At 71.3% G+C, this 14,797-nt stretch carries 12 protein-coding genes and 2 pseudogenes; 6 read left to right on the top strand and 8 right to left on the bottom strand.

Features of this window, described 5'->3' with window-relative positions; all coding sequences use genetic code 11:
* Positions 1-42: 42 nt before the first annotated feature.
* A complete protein-coding gene (locus ACSMXR_RS00170; RefSeq protein ID WP_473170894.1) occupies positions 43-1,698 on the bottom strand; it encodes an MFS transporter in 1,656 nt (551 codons plus the stop codon).
* 91 nt (positions 1,699-1,789) lie between these two features.
* Here ACSMXR_RS00170 and ACSMXR_RS00165 point away from each other — a divergent pair, with 91 nt between their 5' ends.
* A complete protein-coding gene (locus tag ACSMXR_RS00165) occupies positions 1,790-2,401 on the top strand; it encodes a helix-turn-helix domain-containing protein (RefSeq protein ID WP_137231313.1) in 612 nt (203 codons plus the stop codon).
* Positions 2,402-2,532: 131 nt separating this feature from the next.
* Here the strand turns inward: ACSMXR_RS00165 and ACSMXR_RS00160 are convergent, their stop codons facing one another.
* Positions 2,533-3,669 carry a PQQ-dependent sugar dehydrogenase gene (locus ACSMXR_RS00160; RefSeq protein ID WP_473170893.1) on the bottom strand — a complete coding sequence of 379 codons (1,137 nt, stop codon included), beginning with the start codon at positions 3,667-3,669 and terminating at the stop codon, positions 2,533-2,535.
* 559 nt (positions 3,670-4,228) lie between these two features.
* Here ACSMXR_RS00160 and ACSMXR_RS00155 point away from each other — a divergent pair.
* Positions 4,229-5,599: pseudogene (locus tag ACSMXR_RS00155) on the top strand (glycoside hydrolase family 6 protein); the annotation flags it as partial.
* Between the two features lie 73 nt (positions 5,600-5,672).
* On the opposite strand, the gene ACSMXR_RS00150 reads toward ACSMXR_RS00155, so the two are convergent.
* From ACSMXR_RS00150 to ACSMXR_RS00135, 4 genes are all read right to left on the bottom strand, one after another.
* Positions 5,673-7,601, bottom strand: a complete 1,929-nt coding sequence (locus ACSMXR_RS00150) for an HtaA domain-containing protein (RefSeq protein WP_473170892.1) — start codon at positions 7,599-7,601, stop codon at positions 5,673-5,675.
* Between the two features lie 241 nt (positions 7,602-7,842).
* On the bottom strand, positions 7,843-8,988 hold the full coding sequence (locus ACSMXR_RS00145; RefSeq protein ID WP_381797966.1) for an RNA polymerase sigma factor: 1,146 nt from the start codon (positions 8,986-8,988) through the stop codon (positions 7,843-7,845).
* A 7-nt stretch (positions 8,989-8,995) separates the two neighbouring features.
* Positions 8,996-9,403 (bottom strand): YciI family protein, encoded by a 408-nt coding sequence (locus ACSMXR_RS00140; protein ID WP_103511109.1) that lies wholly within the window; start codon positions 9,401-9,403, stop codon positions 8,996-8,998.
* Between the two features lie 132 nt (positions 9,404-9,535).
* Positions 9,536-10,744: a saccharopine dehydrogenase family protein gene (locus ACSMXR_RS00135; RefSeq protein WP_473170891.1), complete on the bottom strand. Its 1,209-nt coding sequence runs from the start codon at positions 10,742-10,744 to the stop codon at positions 9,536-9,538.
* Positions 10,745-10,910: 166 nt separating this feature from the next.
* Here ACSMXR_RS00135 and ACSMXR_RS00130 point away from each other — a divergent pair, with 166 nt between their 5' ends.
* Both ACSMXR_RS00130 and ACSMXR_RS00125 read left to right on the top strand, forming a co-directional pair.
* The gene (locus tag ACSMXR_RS00130) at positions 10,911-11,648 is read left to right on the top strand and encodes a TetR/AcrR family transcriptional regulator (protein ID WP_473170890.1); all 738 of its coding nucleotides are present in this window, start codon (positions 10,911-10,913) and stop codon (positions 11,646-11,648) included.
* 152 nt (positions 11,649-11,800) lie between these two features.
* A complete protein-coding gene (locus tag ACSMXR_RS00125; protein WP_473170889.1) occupies positions 11,801-12,613 on the top strand; it encodes an alpha/beta fold hydrolase in 813 nt (270 codons plus the stop codon).
* A gap of 79 nt (positions 12,614-12,692) precedes the next feature.
* On the opposite strand, the gene ACSMXR_RS00120 is transcribed toward ACSMXR_RS00125, so the two are convergent.
* Positions 12,693-13,175 (bottom strand): MarR family winged helix-turn-helix transcriptional regulator, encoded by a 483-nt coding sequence (locus ACSMXR_RS00120; protein WP_473170888.1) that lies wholly within the window; start codon positions 13,173-13,175, stop codon positions 12,693-12,695.
* Positions 13,176-13,274: 99 nt separating this feature from the next.
* Between ACSMXR_RS00120 and ACSMXR_RS00115 the strand changes: the two genes are divergently transcribed.
* A complete protein-coding gene (locus tag ACSMXR_RS00115) occupies positions 13,275-13,622 on the top strand; it encodes a DoxX family protein (RefSeq protein ID WP_240805864.1) in 348 nt (115 codons plus the stop codon).
* A gap of 92 nt (positions 13,623-13,714) precedes the next feature.
* On the top strand, positions 13,715-14,299 hold the full coding sequence (locus ACSMXR_RS00110) for a DUF998 domain-containing protein (RefSeq protein WP_473170887.1): 585 nt from the start codon (positions 13,715-13,717) through the stop codon (positions 14,297-14,299).
* A 69-nt stretch (positions 14,300-14,368) separates the two neighbouring features.
* On the opposite strand, the pseudogene ACSMXR_RS00105 reads toward ACSMXR_RS00110, so the two are convergent.
* Positions 14,369-14,673 (bottom strand): annotated as a pseudogene (locus ACSMXR_RS00105) (HAD domain-containing protein); the annotation flags it as partial.
* Between the last annotated feature and the right edge of the window lie 124 nt (positions 14,674-14,797).

Genomic DNA, 14,797 nt, shown 5'->3' with positions numbered 1-14,797 from the left:
GTCCACGGCCCGGGCCGCCCACCCGGCGCGCCCGGCCCGGATTCAGGAGGCGGCCGCGTCGGCCCGTTCCGGGGCGTCCGGGCCGGCAGGCCGGGAAGGGCTCTCCGGGCCGGTACGGGCTGGCCGCACCGGCCCCCGGACCAGCACATGGAGGAACAGAGCGGCCATCACGGCGACCCCGGCCCACATGGCGTTCTGCCAGCCGTCGACGAACGACTGCCGCGCAACGCGGATCAGCTCCTGTGCGTACGGGCCGGCTCCGTTCGCCGCCTCGACGGCGTTGGCGACGCCTTCGCGCGCGCTGTCGGCCGGGCCGTCGGGGACATCGGCGAGCCGCGAGTCGATGGCGCCGCGATAGCCGGAGGACAGCAGCGCACCGAGCAGGGCGACCCCGAGCGCGGTGCCGAACTCCCGGGTCACGTCGTTCAGCGCGGACGCGACCCCCTGGCGCTCACGGGGCAGCGCACCGGTGATGGCTTCGGTGGAAGGCGTCATCGCCAGCCCCATGCCGAGGCCCATCGCCAGCATGCCGGGCAGCACGGACAGGTAGCCGCCGTCCACGGAGACGATCCCGGCCATCAGCGCGAGCCCCGCGCCGGCCAGCAGGATGCCCGTGGCCATGGTCGCGCGGGCGCCGATTCGTACGGTCAGGTGGGGTGCGAGGCCCGAGGCCAGCATCATCAGGACGGCCATGGGCATGAGGGCCAGCGTGGACAGCAGACCCGACCAGCCGAGGACGGCCTGGAGGAACGGGAACAGGACCACGAAGATGCCCGCCTGGACGCCGAAGACGACGAGAAGCGTGACCGAGCCCCCGGCCAGTGCGCGCTCGCGGAACAGACGTACGTCCAGGAGCGCGGCATCCCCGCGGCGCAGCTCCTGGGCCACGAAGCCGATGGCGGCGAGCACTCCGACAGCGAGACCGATCAGTGTCACGGGTGAGGACCAGCCGCGCTCCGGCCCCTCCTGGAGAACGAAGATGAGCCCGACCACGGCCACGGCCGAGGTCAGCGCGCCGCCGGCGTCGAACCCGTGCCGGGACACCTCGCGGGAGTCGGGAACGAAGCGCAGCGTCATGACGAGAGCTGCCGCGCCGAGCACCAGCGGCAGGACGAACAGCCACCGCCAGCTCGCCACGTCGACCAGCGCGGCGGAGAGGAACATGCCCAGTACGCCACCGCCTCCGGCGACCCCGGTCCACACGCCGATCGCCCGCCCCCGCTCGTTCTCGGGGAACGTCGTGGTGATCACGGCGAGGGTGATGGGCATGATCATCGCCGCGCCCACCCCGCTGAGCAGCCGTGCGCCGAGCATGACCTCGGCCGACGGCGCGAGACCCGCCGCCGCACCGGCCACGCCGAAGACGACGAGACCGGCCACCAGCACGGGCTTGCGGCCGAGCCGGTCGCCGATCGCGCCGAGCGGCAGCAACAGGGCGGCCAGGCCGAGGGTGTAGATGTTGATGATCCACAGGACCGTGCTCTGCGAGGCGTCGAAGGCGACGGCCAGGTCGGGCTGGGCGACGTTGAGGCCCGAGACCGAGGCGATCACGGCCATCAGCGCTAGGCACACGGTGAGCAGGATCGTGCGGCGTCGGCGCGCGTCGAGCACGCCCTCGCCCTCGACCTCGTTCTCGCCGGACAGGCGCGGGGCGTCGTCCGGATCGACACTCACCGGACCGGGCTGGTTCGTACTCATGGATACCTCTTCCGTGCGAGCCCACTTCTACCGGGGGCCGAGCACGAACGACGCTAAGCGTGACTTGCTCCAATGGCATACGATCATGCCTATGACGCAAGAAGATGGTGAGCTGGACAGCCTGGTACGCAAACGCATCCGCGCCCTGCGCGTCGCCCAGGGCTGGTCCCTGGAGGAGCTGGCCGCCCGCGCGAAGGTCAGCCAGTCCACACTCAGCCGCATCGAGAACGGCCGCCGCCGGCTGGCCCTGGACCAGCTCGTCACCCTCGCCCGCGCCCTGGACACCTCCCTCGACCAGCTGGTCGAGACCGCGTCCGACGACATCGTCTCCAACCCGATGATCGACGGAGCCCACGGTCAGATGCGGTGGCCCATCAAGGCGGAACCCGGTATGACCGTCATCCGCCAGCGCATGACCGAGCCGCCGCCCGACAACCCCGCGCGCCTGCGCGCGCATCCGGGCCGTGAGTGGCTCGTCGTCCTCTCCGGCACCGCGATCCTGCTCCTGGGCAACCGGCGCCTGCGGATCGAGACGAACCAGGCGGCGGAGTTCCCCACGATGCTCCCGCACGCGATCGGCGCCGAGGGCGGACCGTGCGAGCTGCTGGGCATCTTCGACCGGGACGCCCGCCGCGGCCACCAGCGCGGCGAAGGCGCCGAGAAGGCGGACCGTCAGGCCCGGCCCGGGCGGAGCCTCCCGTGACGAGCGCCGGAGTACGCGGACCGGGGCCCCGCCGATCATCACGACCGGCGGGGCCCCGGCCCCGGCCCGTGCGGCCGACCACCCGCACGACTCGGTGAATCACCGGCTCACCGGCTCACCGGCTCACCGGCTCACGCGGGGTCGACGCGGGAGACGGTGCCGTTGCTGCCGAGCACGTACAGCTCGCCGTCACCGCCCTCCACGAAGGAGATGACCTCGCCGGCGCTGACCCCGAGGTCGCCCACGCCGGTCACCTCGCCGTCCGCCATCTGGAGCGTACGCAGGGTGCCGTCGCAGTAGTCGCTGAACACATAGCTCCCCTGAAGGTCCGGGAGCGCCTCGCCGCGGTAGACGAACCCGCCGGTCACCGAGCACCCGAGCCCCGTACGGTCGTACTCGTGCACCGGCGGGACGTGGTTCGCGGGTTCCGTGCCGCCCCGGAAGGGATGCGTGCCCTCCATGGAGGACCAGCCGTAGTTCTCGCCGCCCTTGCTGTCCGCCGGGGCCCAGTCGATCTCCTCCCAGTCGCTCTGGCCGACGTCGCCGATCAGCAGGTCGCCCGTGCCCGCGTCGAAGGAGAACCGCCACGGATTGCGCAGCCCGTACGACCAGATCTCGTCCTTCGCGTTCGCGTCGGCCACGAACGGGTTGTCCGCCGGGATCGCGTACGGTTCGCCGCCGCTCGGGTCGATCCGCAGCAGCTTGCCGAGCAGGGTGTCGAGCTTCTGCCCGTTGCCGTGCGGGTCGCCGCCCGAGCCGCCGTCGCCGAAGGCGATGTACAGATAACCGTCGGGGCCGAACTTGATGTCGCCGCCGTTGTGGTTCGCGTACGGCTGGGTCTGGGTGAGGACCGTCCGCCGTGTGTCCGCCTGGAGTTGACCGTCCTCCACGGCGAACTCGTCGATCGTGCTGGTGCCTTCGAGATCGGTGAACGAGATGTAGAAGTGCGCGAACGTCTTGTCGAACGCGACGCCCAGCAGGCCGCGTTCGCCGTCGGTGGTGGTCTCGTCGGATATGTCGAGGACGGGTGAGCCGAGCCCCGAACCGTCCAGGACCCTTACGGTTCCCGCGCGTTCGGCGATCCACAGCGTGTCGTCGGGGCCGGCCGCGCCGGCGGACGGGCCCTGGGCCTTGGCCACTTCGGTCAGGGAGGCGTTCACCGGTTGAACCGGGTTGGCGGGCTCGTCGGCCGACGCCGTGGCTAAGGCCAACGACGTGACGAGGCAGAGCGTGCCGATGATCGCCGAGCTTCTGGTGCGAAATTTCACCGTGGCCTCCTGGAGGCGGCGAATGGGGGGAGATCACCCGGCTGCTCGAGCGGAGTTGAGTGGGGGCGCGAGCCGGCAGGCAACCTGGGTGGGGGAAGGGTGTGTCACCGGCTACAGGTGAGGATAGGGGGACGGACACGGCCTGGCCTAGACCAGCGTTACGGCATCTTCTTCCGCGGGAAGCTCCGCGGCGCGCTCCGCGGCGAGTTCCGCAGTGCGTTCCCCGGCGGCCCGGCCCCTCCGCAAGTCGGTAGTCGGCCAAACCTCGACGCGAACCCGACCGGTGACGCACGCGTGCCGATGTCCTCGCTCCCCGATGGGAGCGCTCCACTCACCCTCAACTACCGCTCAACGCAAGGTGATTGCGTTGGAACGCTTGACAGTCATCGGATGCGCCGTCAGTTTGGGAGCGCTCCCACAAGCGCGCTTCCCCACCCGCTTCGCCCTCACCTGCCTCCCCCCACCCGATTCCCCTACTTCTCCCTCCCCGAGCGTCACGGACCCCTGAACCCGTCCGTCGATACCCGCGACGGACGTACGAGAGGAACACGGAGCCGCAATGAGAATCCGAGGCACCACCCCGCACGCACCGCGCAGAAGGACGGCCGCCGGGCTGTCCGCCCTGATCATGGGCGCATCGCTCGCGGTCGCCGTCCCCGGACAGGCGTCGGCCGCCGCCCGCGTCGACAACCCCTACGCGGGCGCCACCGCGTACGTGAATCCCGACTGGTCCGCCAAGGCCGCCGCGGAACCCGGCGGCGGCGCCATCGCGAACGAGCCGTCGTTCGTCTGGATGGACCGCATCGCCGCCATCGAAGGCACACCCGGCGCGCGAGGCTTACGAGCGCACCTCGACACGGCCGTGAGCCAGGGGGCCGACCTCTTCCAGGTCGTCGTCTACAACCTGCCGGGCCGGGACTGTGCCGCGCTCGCCTCCAACGGCGAACTCGGTCCCACCGAACTCGACCGGTACAAGAACGACTACGTCGACCCCATCGCCGAGATACTCGGCGACCCCGCCTACGCGAGTCTGCGCATCGTCACGCTGATCGAACCGGACTCGCTGCCCAACCTCGTCACCAACGCCGGAGGCACGGCCGGTTCGACGCCCGAGTGCGCCACGATGAAGGCCAACGGCAACTACGAGAAGGGCATCGGGTACGCCCTGCACACGCTCGGCGCCCTGCCCAACGTCTACAACTACGTCGACGCGGCCCACCACGGCTGGCTCGGCTGGGACTCCAACTTCGTCCCCGCGGCCGAGCAGTTCAAGAAGGCCGCGACGACGGAGGGCGCCACCGTCGCCGACGTCCACGGCTTCATCGTGAACACGGCCAACTACTCGGCGCTGAAGGAGCCCCACTTCGCGGTGACCGACTCCGTGAACGGCACCACGGTGCGTCAGTCGCGCTGGGTGGACTGGAACTACTACGTCGACGAGCTCTCGTTCGCCCAGGGGCTGCGCACCGAACTGGTCCGCCAGGGCTTCGCCGCCGACCTCGGCATGCTCATCGACACCGCCCGCAACGGCTGGGGCGGCTCCTCCCGGCCCACCGGTCCCGGACCGCTGACCGGAGTCGACGCCTATGTCGACGGCAGTCGCACCGACCGCCGCATCCACGCGGGCAATTGGTGCAACCAGAGCGGCGCGGGCATCGGCGAGCGGCCCACGGTCGCGCCCGAGCCGGGGATCGACGCCTACGTCTGGGCGAAGCCCCCGGGCGAGTCCGACGGCAGCAGCGAGCCCATCGACAACGACGAGGGCAAGGGCTTCGACCGGATGTGCGACCCGACGTACACCGGCAACGGCCGCAACGGCTTCAACCTCACGGGCGCCCTGCCCGACTCCCCGGTGGCCGGGCACTGGTTCTCCGGACAGTTCCAGGAACTGCTCCGCAACGCCCACCCGCCGCTCGACGCGGGCAGCGGCACCGCGGGCCGGTGACACACGCGGGCCGTGGCCGACGGGAGCCGTTCCTGTCGGCCACGGCCCGCACGCCGGTTCAGCGCACGTCGACGCGGTCACCGGAACTGGTCGTGCCCAGCCGGGACGAGGTGGCCGTGAACTGAGCCTTCCACGTGCCGTCCTTCTTCGCGGTGAACCCCTTCGAGAAGACGCCCTTGCTGTTGGTCTTCACGGTGGCCAGCTTGCTCCACTTGCTGGAACCGTCGGCCTTGAACAGGATGCTGACCGACTGGCCGGAGGTGTTCTTCCAGGTGCCGTCGAGGCTGCGCAGGGTGCCCTTGACGGTGATGGTGCGTCCCTTGCGGACCGGCTCGGGGGAGGCGTTGAAACCGGACACGGCGGTCCGCAGCTTGACGTCCACGGAGTCCAGGGAGCTGACGGCCGCGGCACGGTCGGCGGTCCCCGCGTAACGGGCGCGCCAGGTGCCGTCCTTGACGGCGGTGACCGATGCCGAGACGGCGCCCTTGCTGTTCGTGGTGACCGTGGTGGTCCGGTTCCAGGTCTTGCCGCCCTTCGACCGGAACTCGATCAGGACGGGCGCCTTGGCCAGCGGACGCCAGACGTCGTCCGTGGCGCCGGCGGTCTGGAGCGTGCCGACCACCTTCAGCTTGGAGCCCTTGCCGACCGGCTCCGGCGAGGCGTTGAAGGAGATGATCCGGGCGGGCACGGCGGACACCGTGAGCGTGGCGGCCGACGTCGCCGTCTCACCGGTCGCGTTGACGAAGACGGCGCGGTAGCGGTGGCCGTCGAGCGCGGCGGACGCCTTCACCGACAGGGTGGCGGAGGTGGCCTTGGCGACGGTGCTCCAGGTCGCGCCGCGGTCGGTGCTGCGCTCCCAGCGGACCGTGTCGTCGCCCGTCGCGGCCGCGGTGAACGTGCCGGTGGCGCCCGAGCGGACGGTACGCGACGCGGGGTGCCGGGTGACGGTGGGGGCCGGGGCCGTGACGCCGAACTTCAGCGGCTGGGCCACGTCCTGGGCGCGCGAGGGCATCCAGGTGGGGTCGCCGCCGTCGTGCGAGTTGAAGCTCGTGACGAAGCAGGCGGTGGTACGGCAGTCGACGGCGGGCGCCCCGGAGGGGGTGAACGTCTCGGTGAGCTTCGCGGTGACGCTGAAGGTGCCGTCGGCGCCGACCTGGCGGACGTACACCGCGTTCCCGTAGACGCTGGGGTAGGTGGTGCCGGGCAGGGCGATGGACTGGGCCAGGTACACCCCGCGCCCGGGCTGATAGCCCTTGCCGCTGATGGTGACCTCGGTCTCCGCGCCCAGCCCGCCGACCTGGCTGACCGTCAGCGTGGGGACGCTGACGCCGCCGCTGACGGCGAGGGGATCCAGGACGGTGCCGACCGGGTACATGGGGTGGCCCTGGTAGGCGAAGATCTCCGCGCCCTCGGCGGTGAGCGTGGCCGTGATGCCGCGCCAGTCGAGGGTGGATCCGTCGAGGGCGCCCGCCGTCGCCGTGAGGGCGGCGAGCGGCACGCCGGGGGTGGTGACCGGGGCCTCACCTGCGACGAGATCGGTCGTCAGGTCCACGTGGAGCGTGCCCCGGCCGTCCTTGATGACGACACGCGGGTTGGCGAGGGTGATGGCGGTGATGCCGTGGCTGGGCACGGCGTAGGTGACCGAGCCGCCGAAGCGCACATCGGCGGAGCGCCGGGCAGGGTCCACCGAGCCGTGCCTGACGGGATAGCCGATCAGCCCGGCCGCGTCCTTGGTCGCGCCGCCGGCCACCTCCACCGAACCGCCCGAGCCCGTGACGTAGCGGACCCAGGACTCCTTGAAGCCCCACGAGGACCCGCCGGACACCAGGATCGGGGAGGCCGCCGACGTGCTGCCCGGGGCCTCGGCCGGTGCGGCGGCGTGGACGCCCGGGGCGGCGGACGCGGGTACGGCGAGGACGCCGGCGCCCACGGATATGACGGTGAGGGCGGCGAGAGCGGCCAGGCGGCCGCGGCGGGGCATGGACATGCGCTGCATGTCTCCTTCGGGGGAGGGGGACGGCGCACGTCTGGACGGAGCCGTTCCCGGGAGGCGAACGAAAGAAGGGGGGATACCGGCTTCTTGGAATGTGGGGACCCGAAGACGACAACCGCATATTAGGTGAGGCTTACCTAAATGTCACGATGGGGGTGTGTCGCCGCCGCGAGCCGCCGGCCGGCTCCGTCGCCACCTGCCCGCGCCGCTCCCCGAAGCCGCGGCGCCGGGCCCGTCACCCCGGGCGGCCGGTGTTGAGCCGGGCGGCCTGACGCGTCAGGTGGGCGCGCTCGGCGAGGGTGGGGGCCTTGTGGGCGGCCTCCGCGTACAGCCGTGCCGCCGTCGCCAGATCGCCGTCACGCTCGTGGAGATACGCCGCCACCGCCGTGTGACGGGGCAACGATTCGCTCAGCGCGGCGAGTTCGGCCAGCCCGGCGCGCGGACCGTCGGCCTCGCCGACGGCCACCGCCCGGTTCAGCCGGACGACCGGGCTGTCCGTCAGGCCCGCCAGCTCGTCGTACCACTCGACGATCTGCACCCAGTCCGTCTCCTCGGCCGCCCGCGCGTCCGCGTGGAGCGCCGCGATGGCGGCTTGGGCCTGGAACTCGCCCAGCCGGTCGCGGACGAGCGCCGCCTGCAGGATCTCCACCCCCTCGGCGATCATTACGGTGTCCCAGCGCCCCCGGTCCTGCTCGGCGAGCGGCACCAGGCTCCCGTCCGGCGCGGTCCGGGAGGCGCGCCGGGCGTGGTGGAGCAGCATCAGGGCGAGCAGCCCCGCCACCTCCGGGTGGTCGATCGCGGCCGCTAGCTGCCGGGTCAGCCGGATCGCCTCGGCGGCGAGGTCGACATCACCGGAATAGCCCTCGTTGAAGACCAGATAGAGGACGCGCAGCACGGTGGCGACATCGCCGGGCTGATCGAACCTCACACCGGCGACGGTGCGCTTCGCCCGGCTGATGCGCTGCGCCATGGTGGCCTCGGGCACCAGATAGGCCCGGGCGATCTGGCGGGTCGTCAGCCCGCCGACGGCACGCAGCGTGAGCGCTACGGCCGACGACGGCGTCAGCGACGGATGGGCGCACAGGAAGTAGAGCTGGAGCGTGTCGTCCGTTGCGGGCGCGGGTCCCGGCGCGGGCTCCTCGTCGACGCGGTCCTCCCGCCGCCTGCGGGCGGCCTCGGCCCGGGTCGCGTCGAGGAACCGCCGCCAGGCCACGGTGACCAGCCAGCCCTTCGGGTCCCGCGGCTGCTCGTCCGGCCAGACGCGGACCGCCTCGACCAGGGCGTCCTGCACGGCGTCCTCGGCCGCCGCGAAATCGGCTCCGCGGCGGACGAGGATCCCGAGGACGCTCGGTGTGAGGCTGCGCAGCAGGGCCTCGTTCATCGAGACGTCACTCCGTGACGGTGGGCGGTGCGGTCAGGAACGGGCGCACCTCAAGCCACTCGTGGATCGGCTTCCCACCCGCCCCCGGAGCGGCCGACAGCTCACCGGCCAGCTCGACGGCACGGTCGTAACCGTCGACGTCGATGATCATCCAACCGGCGATGAGGTCCTTGGTCTCGGCGAACGGCCCGTCGGTGACCGGCGGCCGGCCCTCACCGTCGTACCGGACCCACGCACCCTCGGGAGCGAGCGCCTGACCGTCGACGAACTCCCCGGTCTTCTCCAGCCGGTCCGCGAAGTCCTGCATGTACTGCATGTGCGCCGAGATCTCCTCCGGCGTCCACCGGTCCATCGGTACGTCGTTGACCGCGGCCGGGGCTCCGCGGTAGTGCTTCAGCAGCAGGTACTTGGCCATGGTCTTACTCCTCGATGCGGTGCGACCCATTCTGGTCGCTCTCACCACGGGGACGGAGCCGGATCCTGGTTCTCGACATCGTCGCCCGAAAACTTCTCGACTTTTTCCGGCGGGCCGCGAACGAGCCCGCGATCACTGCTCCCGCAGGCCCCACGGGGACCCGTACGCGACGAGCAGATCGAGGAACGGACGCGGGTCCAGGGCCTCGGCGCCGAGCACACCCACGCCGCTCCACACGCCGGTCGCCACGAGCTCCAGGGCGATCACCGGGTTGATGGCCGTCTGCCAGACCACGGCCTGGGAGCCGTACTCCCGCATCGACCACTGGTTGTCGACCACGTGGTAGAGGTACACCTCGCGGGGCGCGCCGTCCTTGGCGCCCTTCACCCAGGTGCCGGCACAGGTCTTGCCGTGCATACGGTCGCCGAGCGAGGCCGGATCCGGCAGGCAGGCCGCGACCACATCGCGCGGCGACACGTCACCGCCGGGCACACTCACCTTGTCCGTACGGTCCAGACCGAGCTTGTGGAGCGTCTTGAGGGTGTCGATGAACTCGTCGCCCAGCCCGTACTTGAAGGTGACCCGCCGGGACTCCACCCAGCGCGGGATCAGCAGCACCTCCTCGTGCTCGACGTTGACGCATTCGACCGGCCCGATGCCCTCGGGGAAGTCGAAGACCTCCGGCTCGCTGAACGGGGCCGTGGTGAACCAGCCCCGGTCCTTCTCCCAGACCACCGGCGGGTTCAGACACTCCTCGATGGTGGTCCAGATCGAGAACGACGGAGCGAAGTCGTAGCCGTCGACGGTGAGATTCGCGCCGTCGCGGACACCGATCTCCTCGATCGTGTCGAACAGCTCGTCCGCGGCGTACCGGGCGAAGACATCGGAGAGCCCCGGCTCGACGCCCACCCCGACGAGCGCGAGCCGGCCGGCCTCCTCCCACGCGGCGGCGCGCTCGAACTGCCCGTCGCCGAGCTTGACCCCGCACTCCTCGTACGGGCGCTCCGGATGCGGCGAGGAGAGGGACATGGCCATGTCCAGATAGTCGACGCCCGCGGCCAGCGCCGCCTCGAACAACGGCATCACGAACCGGGGGTCGGTGGCGTTCACGAGGATGTCGCACCGCTGCTCGGCGAGGAGGGCGGTGACCGCCTCCCGGTCCGAGGCGTCGATGCGCAGCGCGGTGAACCGGGCCCGCTCCTCGCCGAGCGCGGCCACCGCGGCCTCGGCCCGGGAGAGGTCGTAGTCGGTGACGATCATGTGGTCGAAGAACGAGCGGCGGGCGGCGATCCTGGTGATCGCCGTACCCACGCCACCTGCGCCGACGAGCAGTACGCGCATGGCGGATGTGCCTTTCGTCGATGAGCCGGGCCGTGCGGCCCGATGCCCTTGGATTCGTCCATGAAAGGGGCGCACTTGAGTAACGTCAACGCTGTTGGCATAAGCTCGGAATCCGACAGGTCCGCGCCTACGCCGAGACCGGAACCAGTCCGGAAGAGGGGATCCGATGGCGAAAGAAGTGGTTCCGGAGGAGGGACGCCGGCGCAGAAGGCCGACCAAGCAGGGCGTGGTCGTCACCCAGCAGCTGATCGTCGAGACGGCGCTGCGCATGCTCCACGAACACGGCAGGGACGGACTGACCGTGCGACGCCTGGGCATCGCCCTGGGCGCCGACCCGAGCACGCTCTACCGCTACTTCCGCGGCATCGACGACCTGACCCTGGCGATCGCCGACGAGCTGATCGGCCGCGCGATGCGGGGATGGCGGCCCGGTGGCGCGTGGCGCAACGACCTGCGCGAGGTGGGCCTGCGCATCCACACCGCCTACCTCGCCCACCCGGAGGCCGCGGTGCTGACCGCCAGCAGGGTCAGCGGCCGGGCCAACGAGATCGCCGGCGACGAGGCGGTCCTCGGCATCCTGCGGTCCACCGGACTGCCCGACACGGACGTCGTCCGCATCTACCAGGCGTTCGTCGACCAGGCACTCGCCTTCGCCGCACTGGATGCCGCGAGCCTGGCCCTGCCCGAAGCGGCACGCGCCGCCGACGAGCGGGTCTGGCGCGCCACCTACGCCCGGCTGCCCGCGAAGACCCACCCGAACATCGCCGCCACCGCGCCGCTGCTGGTGGCGAGGATGAACGACAGCGCCTACCCGACGGCGCTGGAGATGCTCCTCGACAGCGCGGCGGCGAGCGTCCGGCGCGCGCGGCACGGAAGCGGCCCGGACGACGCGGGCGTCGCCTGAAGCAGCTCGCCCGAGACCGTCCGCCCGAGACCGCTCCACCGAGCGCCCTCGACCGAGACCGCTCGGTGGCGGCCGTACGGTTCCACCTGGCGGCCCCCGGGGCCGCGGCGCAGACTGGCCGGAGACGACAGCATCCCGGAGAGGCCTGGGCGATGGGCGAGTACGCGGACCTTCCAGGTGTCAGGACCTGGTACGAGACCGAGGGGACCGGCGACCCGCTGGTCCTGCTGCACGGCGGCTTCTGCACCAACGACACATGGGGCGCGCAGCGCGCCGAACTCGCCGCCGCCTACCGCGTCCTCCTGCCGGAACGCCGCGCCCACGGGCACACGGCGGATGTGGCGGGGCCGCTGACGTACCGGGACATGGCCGAGGACACCGTGGCCTTCCTGGAGCAGGTCGTCGAGGCACCGGCGCATCTGGTGGGCTGGAGCGACGGGGGAGTGGTAGCGCTGCTCGTCGCCATGGCCCGGCCCGACCTCGTGCGCAAGGTCGTGGCGATCGGCGCCAACTTCCGTCCGGGCCCCGAGTGTTTCGTCGAGCCGTCGATGCTCGACGCGATGACGCCGGAGGGGCCCGACCTCGCCTTCTTCCGGGAACTGTACGAACCCGTCGCACCGGACGGCGCGGGCCACTGGCCGGTGGTGGCCGCGAAGGTGATCGACATGTGGCGCACCCAGCCGACGCTCACGACCGAGGAACTGGCCCGGGTCGCGGCGCCCACCCTCGTCATGGCCGGCGACGACGACCTGATGACGCCGGAACACACGATCGCCCTCTACCGCGCGATCCCGGACGCACAGCTCGCGATCGTGCCCGGCGCGTCCCATCTGGTTCCGCTGGAGAAGGCGGCTCTGGTCAACCGCTTGATCCTCGACCATCTCGCGCAGGACGCGGTGGAGACGATGATGCCCATCAGACGGGCGAAGACGGAAACGGGGACTTCCGACGACACCGTGCTCTGACCGGCCGATACTCGGCCCCGACGCTCCACAGGCCACCCGATCCGCGCGGCCGCCTCATCGCCGCCGGAGCCGCGGGAGCTCAGCCCTCCGTGCAGCTGAAGTCCTGCGGTGAGGTCCGCAGCTTGCCCAGCAGCCGGCGCAGCGCCCCCTGATCGCGTACGGACAGGTCCGCGAAGAGCTCCTGCTCCACGGTGTCGAGCGCCAGATCCGACGTGCTGAGCTGCGCGGTCCCCTGCGGGGTGATCTCGACGATGTGCCGGCGGCGGTCCGCGGTGTCGCGTCGACGGCGTACGAGATCGCCGCCCTCCAGATCGTTGAGCAGGGCGACGAGAACGCTGGGGTCGACGTCGAGCCGCTCGATCAGCGCCTTCTGCGTCACCGGCCCCTCGGCCAGCTGCAGCAGCGTCATCATGTGCCGCGGAGTGAGCCCGGTGGCCGCGAGAGCCTTGTGGATCAGGGTCTGTGTCGCATTGCCGTGGTAGGCGAGCAGGAAGCCGAGGCGTTGGTCCGGAGACATCGACGACCCCGCGGAGTCCTGGGTGACCCTGTCCTGAGCTGGCATTCCCCCACGGTATCAGGGCGTCCATTGTGGAACGGTGGAAATCGTTTATAGTCATCAACGATATATTCAGATCCATCATTGATGATCCCGAGGTAACCCATGTTCATCGCCTACGCCGTGGTCGGCGTCCTCCTCGCCCTCGCCATCGGCGCCTCCGCCGTGCTGACGTTCACGCGCAACGAGGCCATCACGGCCTCGATGGGCAAGGTGGGCGTTCCCGACACCTGGTTCCCCCGGCTCGCCTCGCTCAAGGCGGCGGGCGCCCTCGGCCTCCTGATCGGCCTCGGTGTGCCGCTGATCGGGTCGGCCGCCGCCATCGGCGTCTTCCTGTACTTCATCGGGGCCGTCGTCGCCCACGTGCGCGCCAAGGACTACGAGATCGCCCCGGCGGTGGTGCTCGCCCTGCTGGCGGCCGCCGCGTTGGTCCTGCGCGTACTGTCCGCCTGAGCGCCGCGCCGCCGACGGCGGCGCGCGGGATCGGTACGGAGACCAGCGCGGAGATCAGCAGCAGGCAAGATGTGCGCATTTATGCTGGCTCGATGCGATCTGCTCCTTGGTGGGCCTTGGTCACCTCCGGCTGCGCCCCCGTGCTTCTGGTCGGTTCCTGGATGATTGCGCAACTGCGCCAAGGCCCGGAGTACGACCCCGCGCGGCACACCCTGAGCGTGCTGGCCGCCTACGGCGCGACCAGCTACTGGCTGATGACAGGGATGCTGCTGGTGCTGGGGACGTGTTACGTGCTGACGGCGAACGCGCTCCGGCAGGCGGCGTTGCCCGGGCGGGTGGCCCTGGCCGGCGGCGGACTGTGCGCCCTGGCCCTGACCCTGGTGCCCGCGCCGAGCAGCGGCGGGGCGCTGGAGCACGGGGCGGTGGCCACAGCAGGCGTCCTGCTGCTGGCGGTGTGGCCTCCACTGGCCGCCGTACGGGGGCGGAAGCCGGTGCCGTGGGGGCTGAGACTCGATGTGTCCCTCGCCGCGAGCGCGCTGATGGGCGCGAGCGCTCTGTGGTTCCTGGCGGAGCTGCAGAGCGATGGCGCGCCCGGCGTCGCCGAGCGCGTGGTGACGTTCGTCCAGGCGCTGTGGCCCTTCCTGGTCGTCGTCTCCTGCCGCAGAAACGCGGCCTGACGAGCCGCCACCGCAAGAACGCCACCTGCCTGCCGGGGCGCCGACCACCGGGCAGGCGTCCGGTACGACTCAACGACGTCCAACGTGCCCGCGCCGCAGCCAGGCGTCGATGGCCGCGTAGTCGCTGTCCGTCAGGCCCCACCGGGATCCACCCGGTGAAGCAGCGCGGGGCCCGGGTGATGGGCGGAGATCCAGTCCCGGTCGGTGCCGGTGATCTCGTCGTCGACCCAGACGAAGGGACGGCTCAAGAACCCGGGTCTTCCAGTGGAGCCCGTTCCTCTCGTCCTCATCCTCGTCGCCCGGACGAGCTCGCAGGGCAGCGCCCTGAGCCGCGGTCCGTGCCGGGGGTCGATCCTGCTCAGGAGCGGATTCGCGCGGTGGGATGCACGGGAACACGATAGCGATGGACCCGAACCGCCCACGGCTCCACCGCCCCACGGCTCCACCCCACGGACCTGCCGCCCACAGCCTGCCGCCCACGGATCCGCCGTCAGACCC

The organism is Streptomyces sp. DSM 106670, assembly GCF_055792845.1.
Note: the sequence above shows the minus strand (reverse complement) of the source record. Positions and strands in the feature narration are given on the sequence as shown.

What these genes read in the sequence shown, in the direction of transcription:
- ACSMXR_RS00170 (WP_473170894.1), bottom strand. Translation starts at nt 1,698, where the DNA reads ATGAGTACGAACCAGCCCGGTCCGGTGAGTGTCGATCCGGACGACGCC.
- ACSMXR_RS00165 (WP_137231313.1), top strand. Translation starts at nt 1,790, where the DNA reads ATGACGCAAGAAGATGGTGAGCTGGACAGCCTGGTACGCAAACGCATC.
- ACSMXR_RS00150 (WP_473170892.1), bottom strand. Translation starts at nt 7,601, where the DNA reads ATGTCCATGCCCCGCCGCGGCCGCCTGGCCGCTCTCGCCGCCCTCACC.
- ACSMXR_RS00145 (WP_381797966.1), bottom strand. Translation starts at nt 8,988, where the DNA reads ATGAACGAGGCCCTGCTGCGCAGCCTCACACCGAGCGTCCTCGGGATC.
- ACSMXR_RS00140 (WP_103511109.1), bottom strand. Translation starts at nt 9,403, where the DNA reads ATGGCCAAGTACCTGCTGCTGAAGCACTACCGCGGAGCCCCGGCCGCG.
- ACSMXR_RS00135 (WP_473170891.1), bottom strand. Translation starts at nt 10,744, where the DNA reads ATGCGCGTACTGCTCGTCGGCGCAGGTGGCGTGGGTACGGCGATCACC.
- ACSMXR_RS00130 (WP_473170890.1), top strand. Translation starts at nt 10,911, where the DNA reads ATGGCGAAAGAAGTGGTTCCGGAGGAGGGACGCCGGCGCAGAAGGCCG.
- ACSMXR_RS00125 (WP_473170889.1), top strand. Translation starts at nt 11,801, where the DNA reads ATGGGCGAGTACGCGGACCTTCCAGGTGTCAGGACCTGGTACGAGACC.
- ACSMXR_RS00120 (WP_473170888.1), bottom strand. Translation starts at nt 13,175, where the DNA reads ATGCCAGCTCAGGACAGGGTCACCCAGGACTCCGCGGGGTCGTCGATG.
- ACSMXR_RS00115 (WP_240805864.1), top strand. Translation starts at nt 13,275, where the DNA reads ATGTTCATCGCCTACGCCGTGGTCGGCGTCCTCCTCGCCCTCGCCATC.
- ACSMXR_RS00110 (WP_473170887.1), top strand. Translation starts at nt 13,715, where the DNA reads ATGCGATCTGCTCCTTGGTGGGCCTTGGTCACCTCCGGCTGCGCCCCC.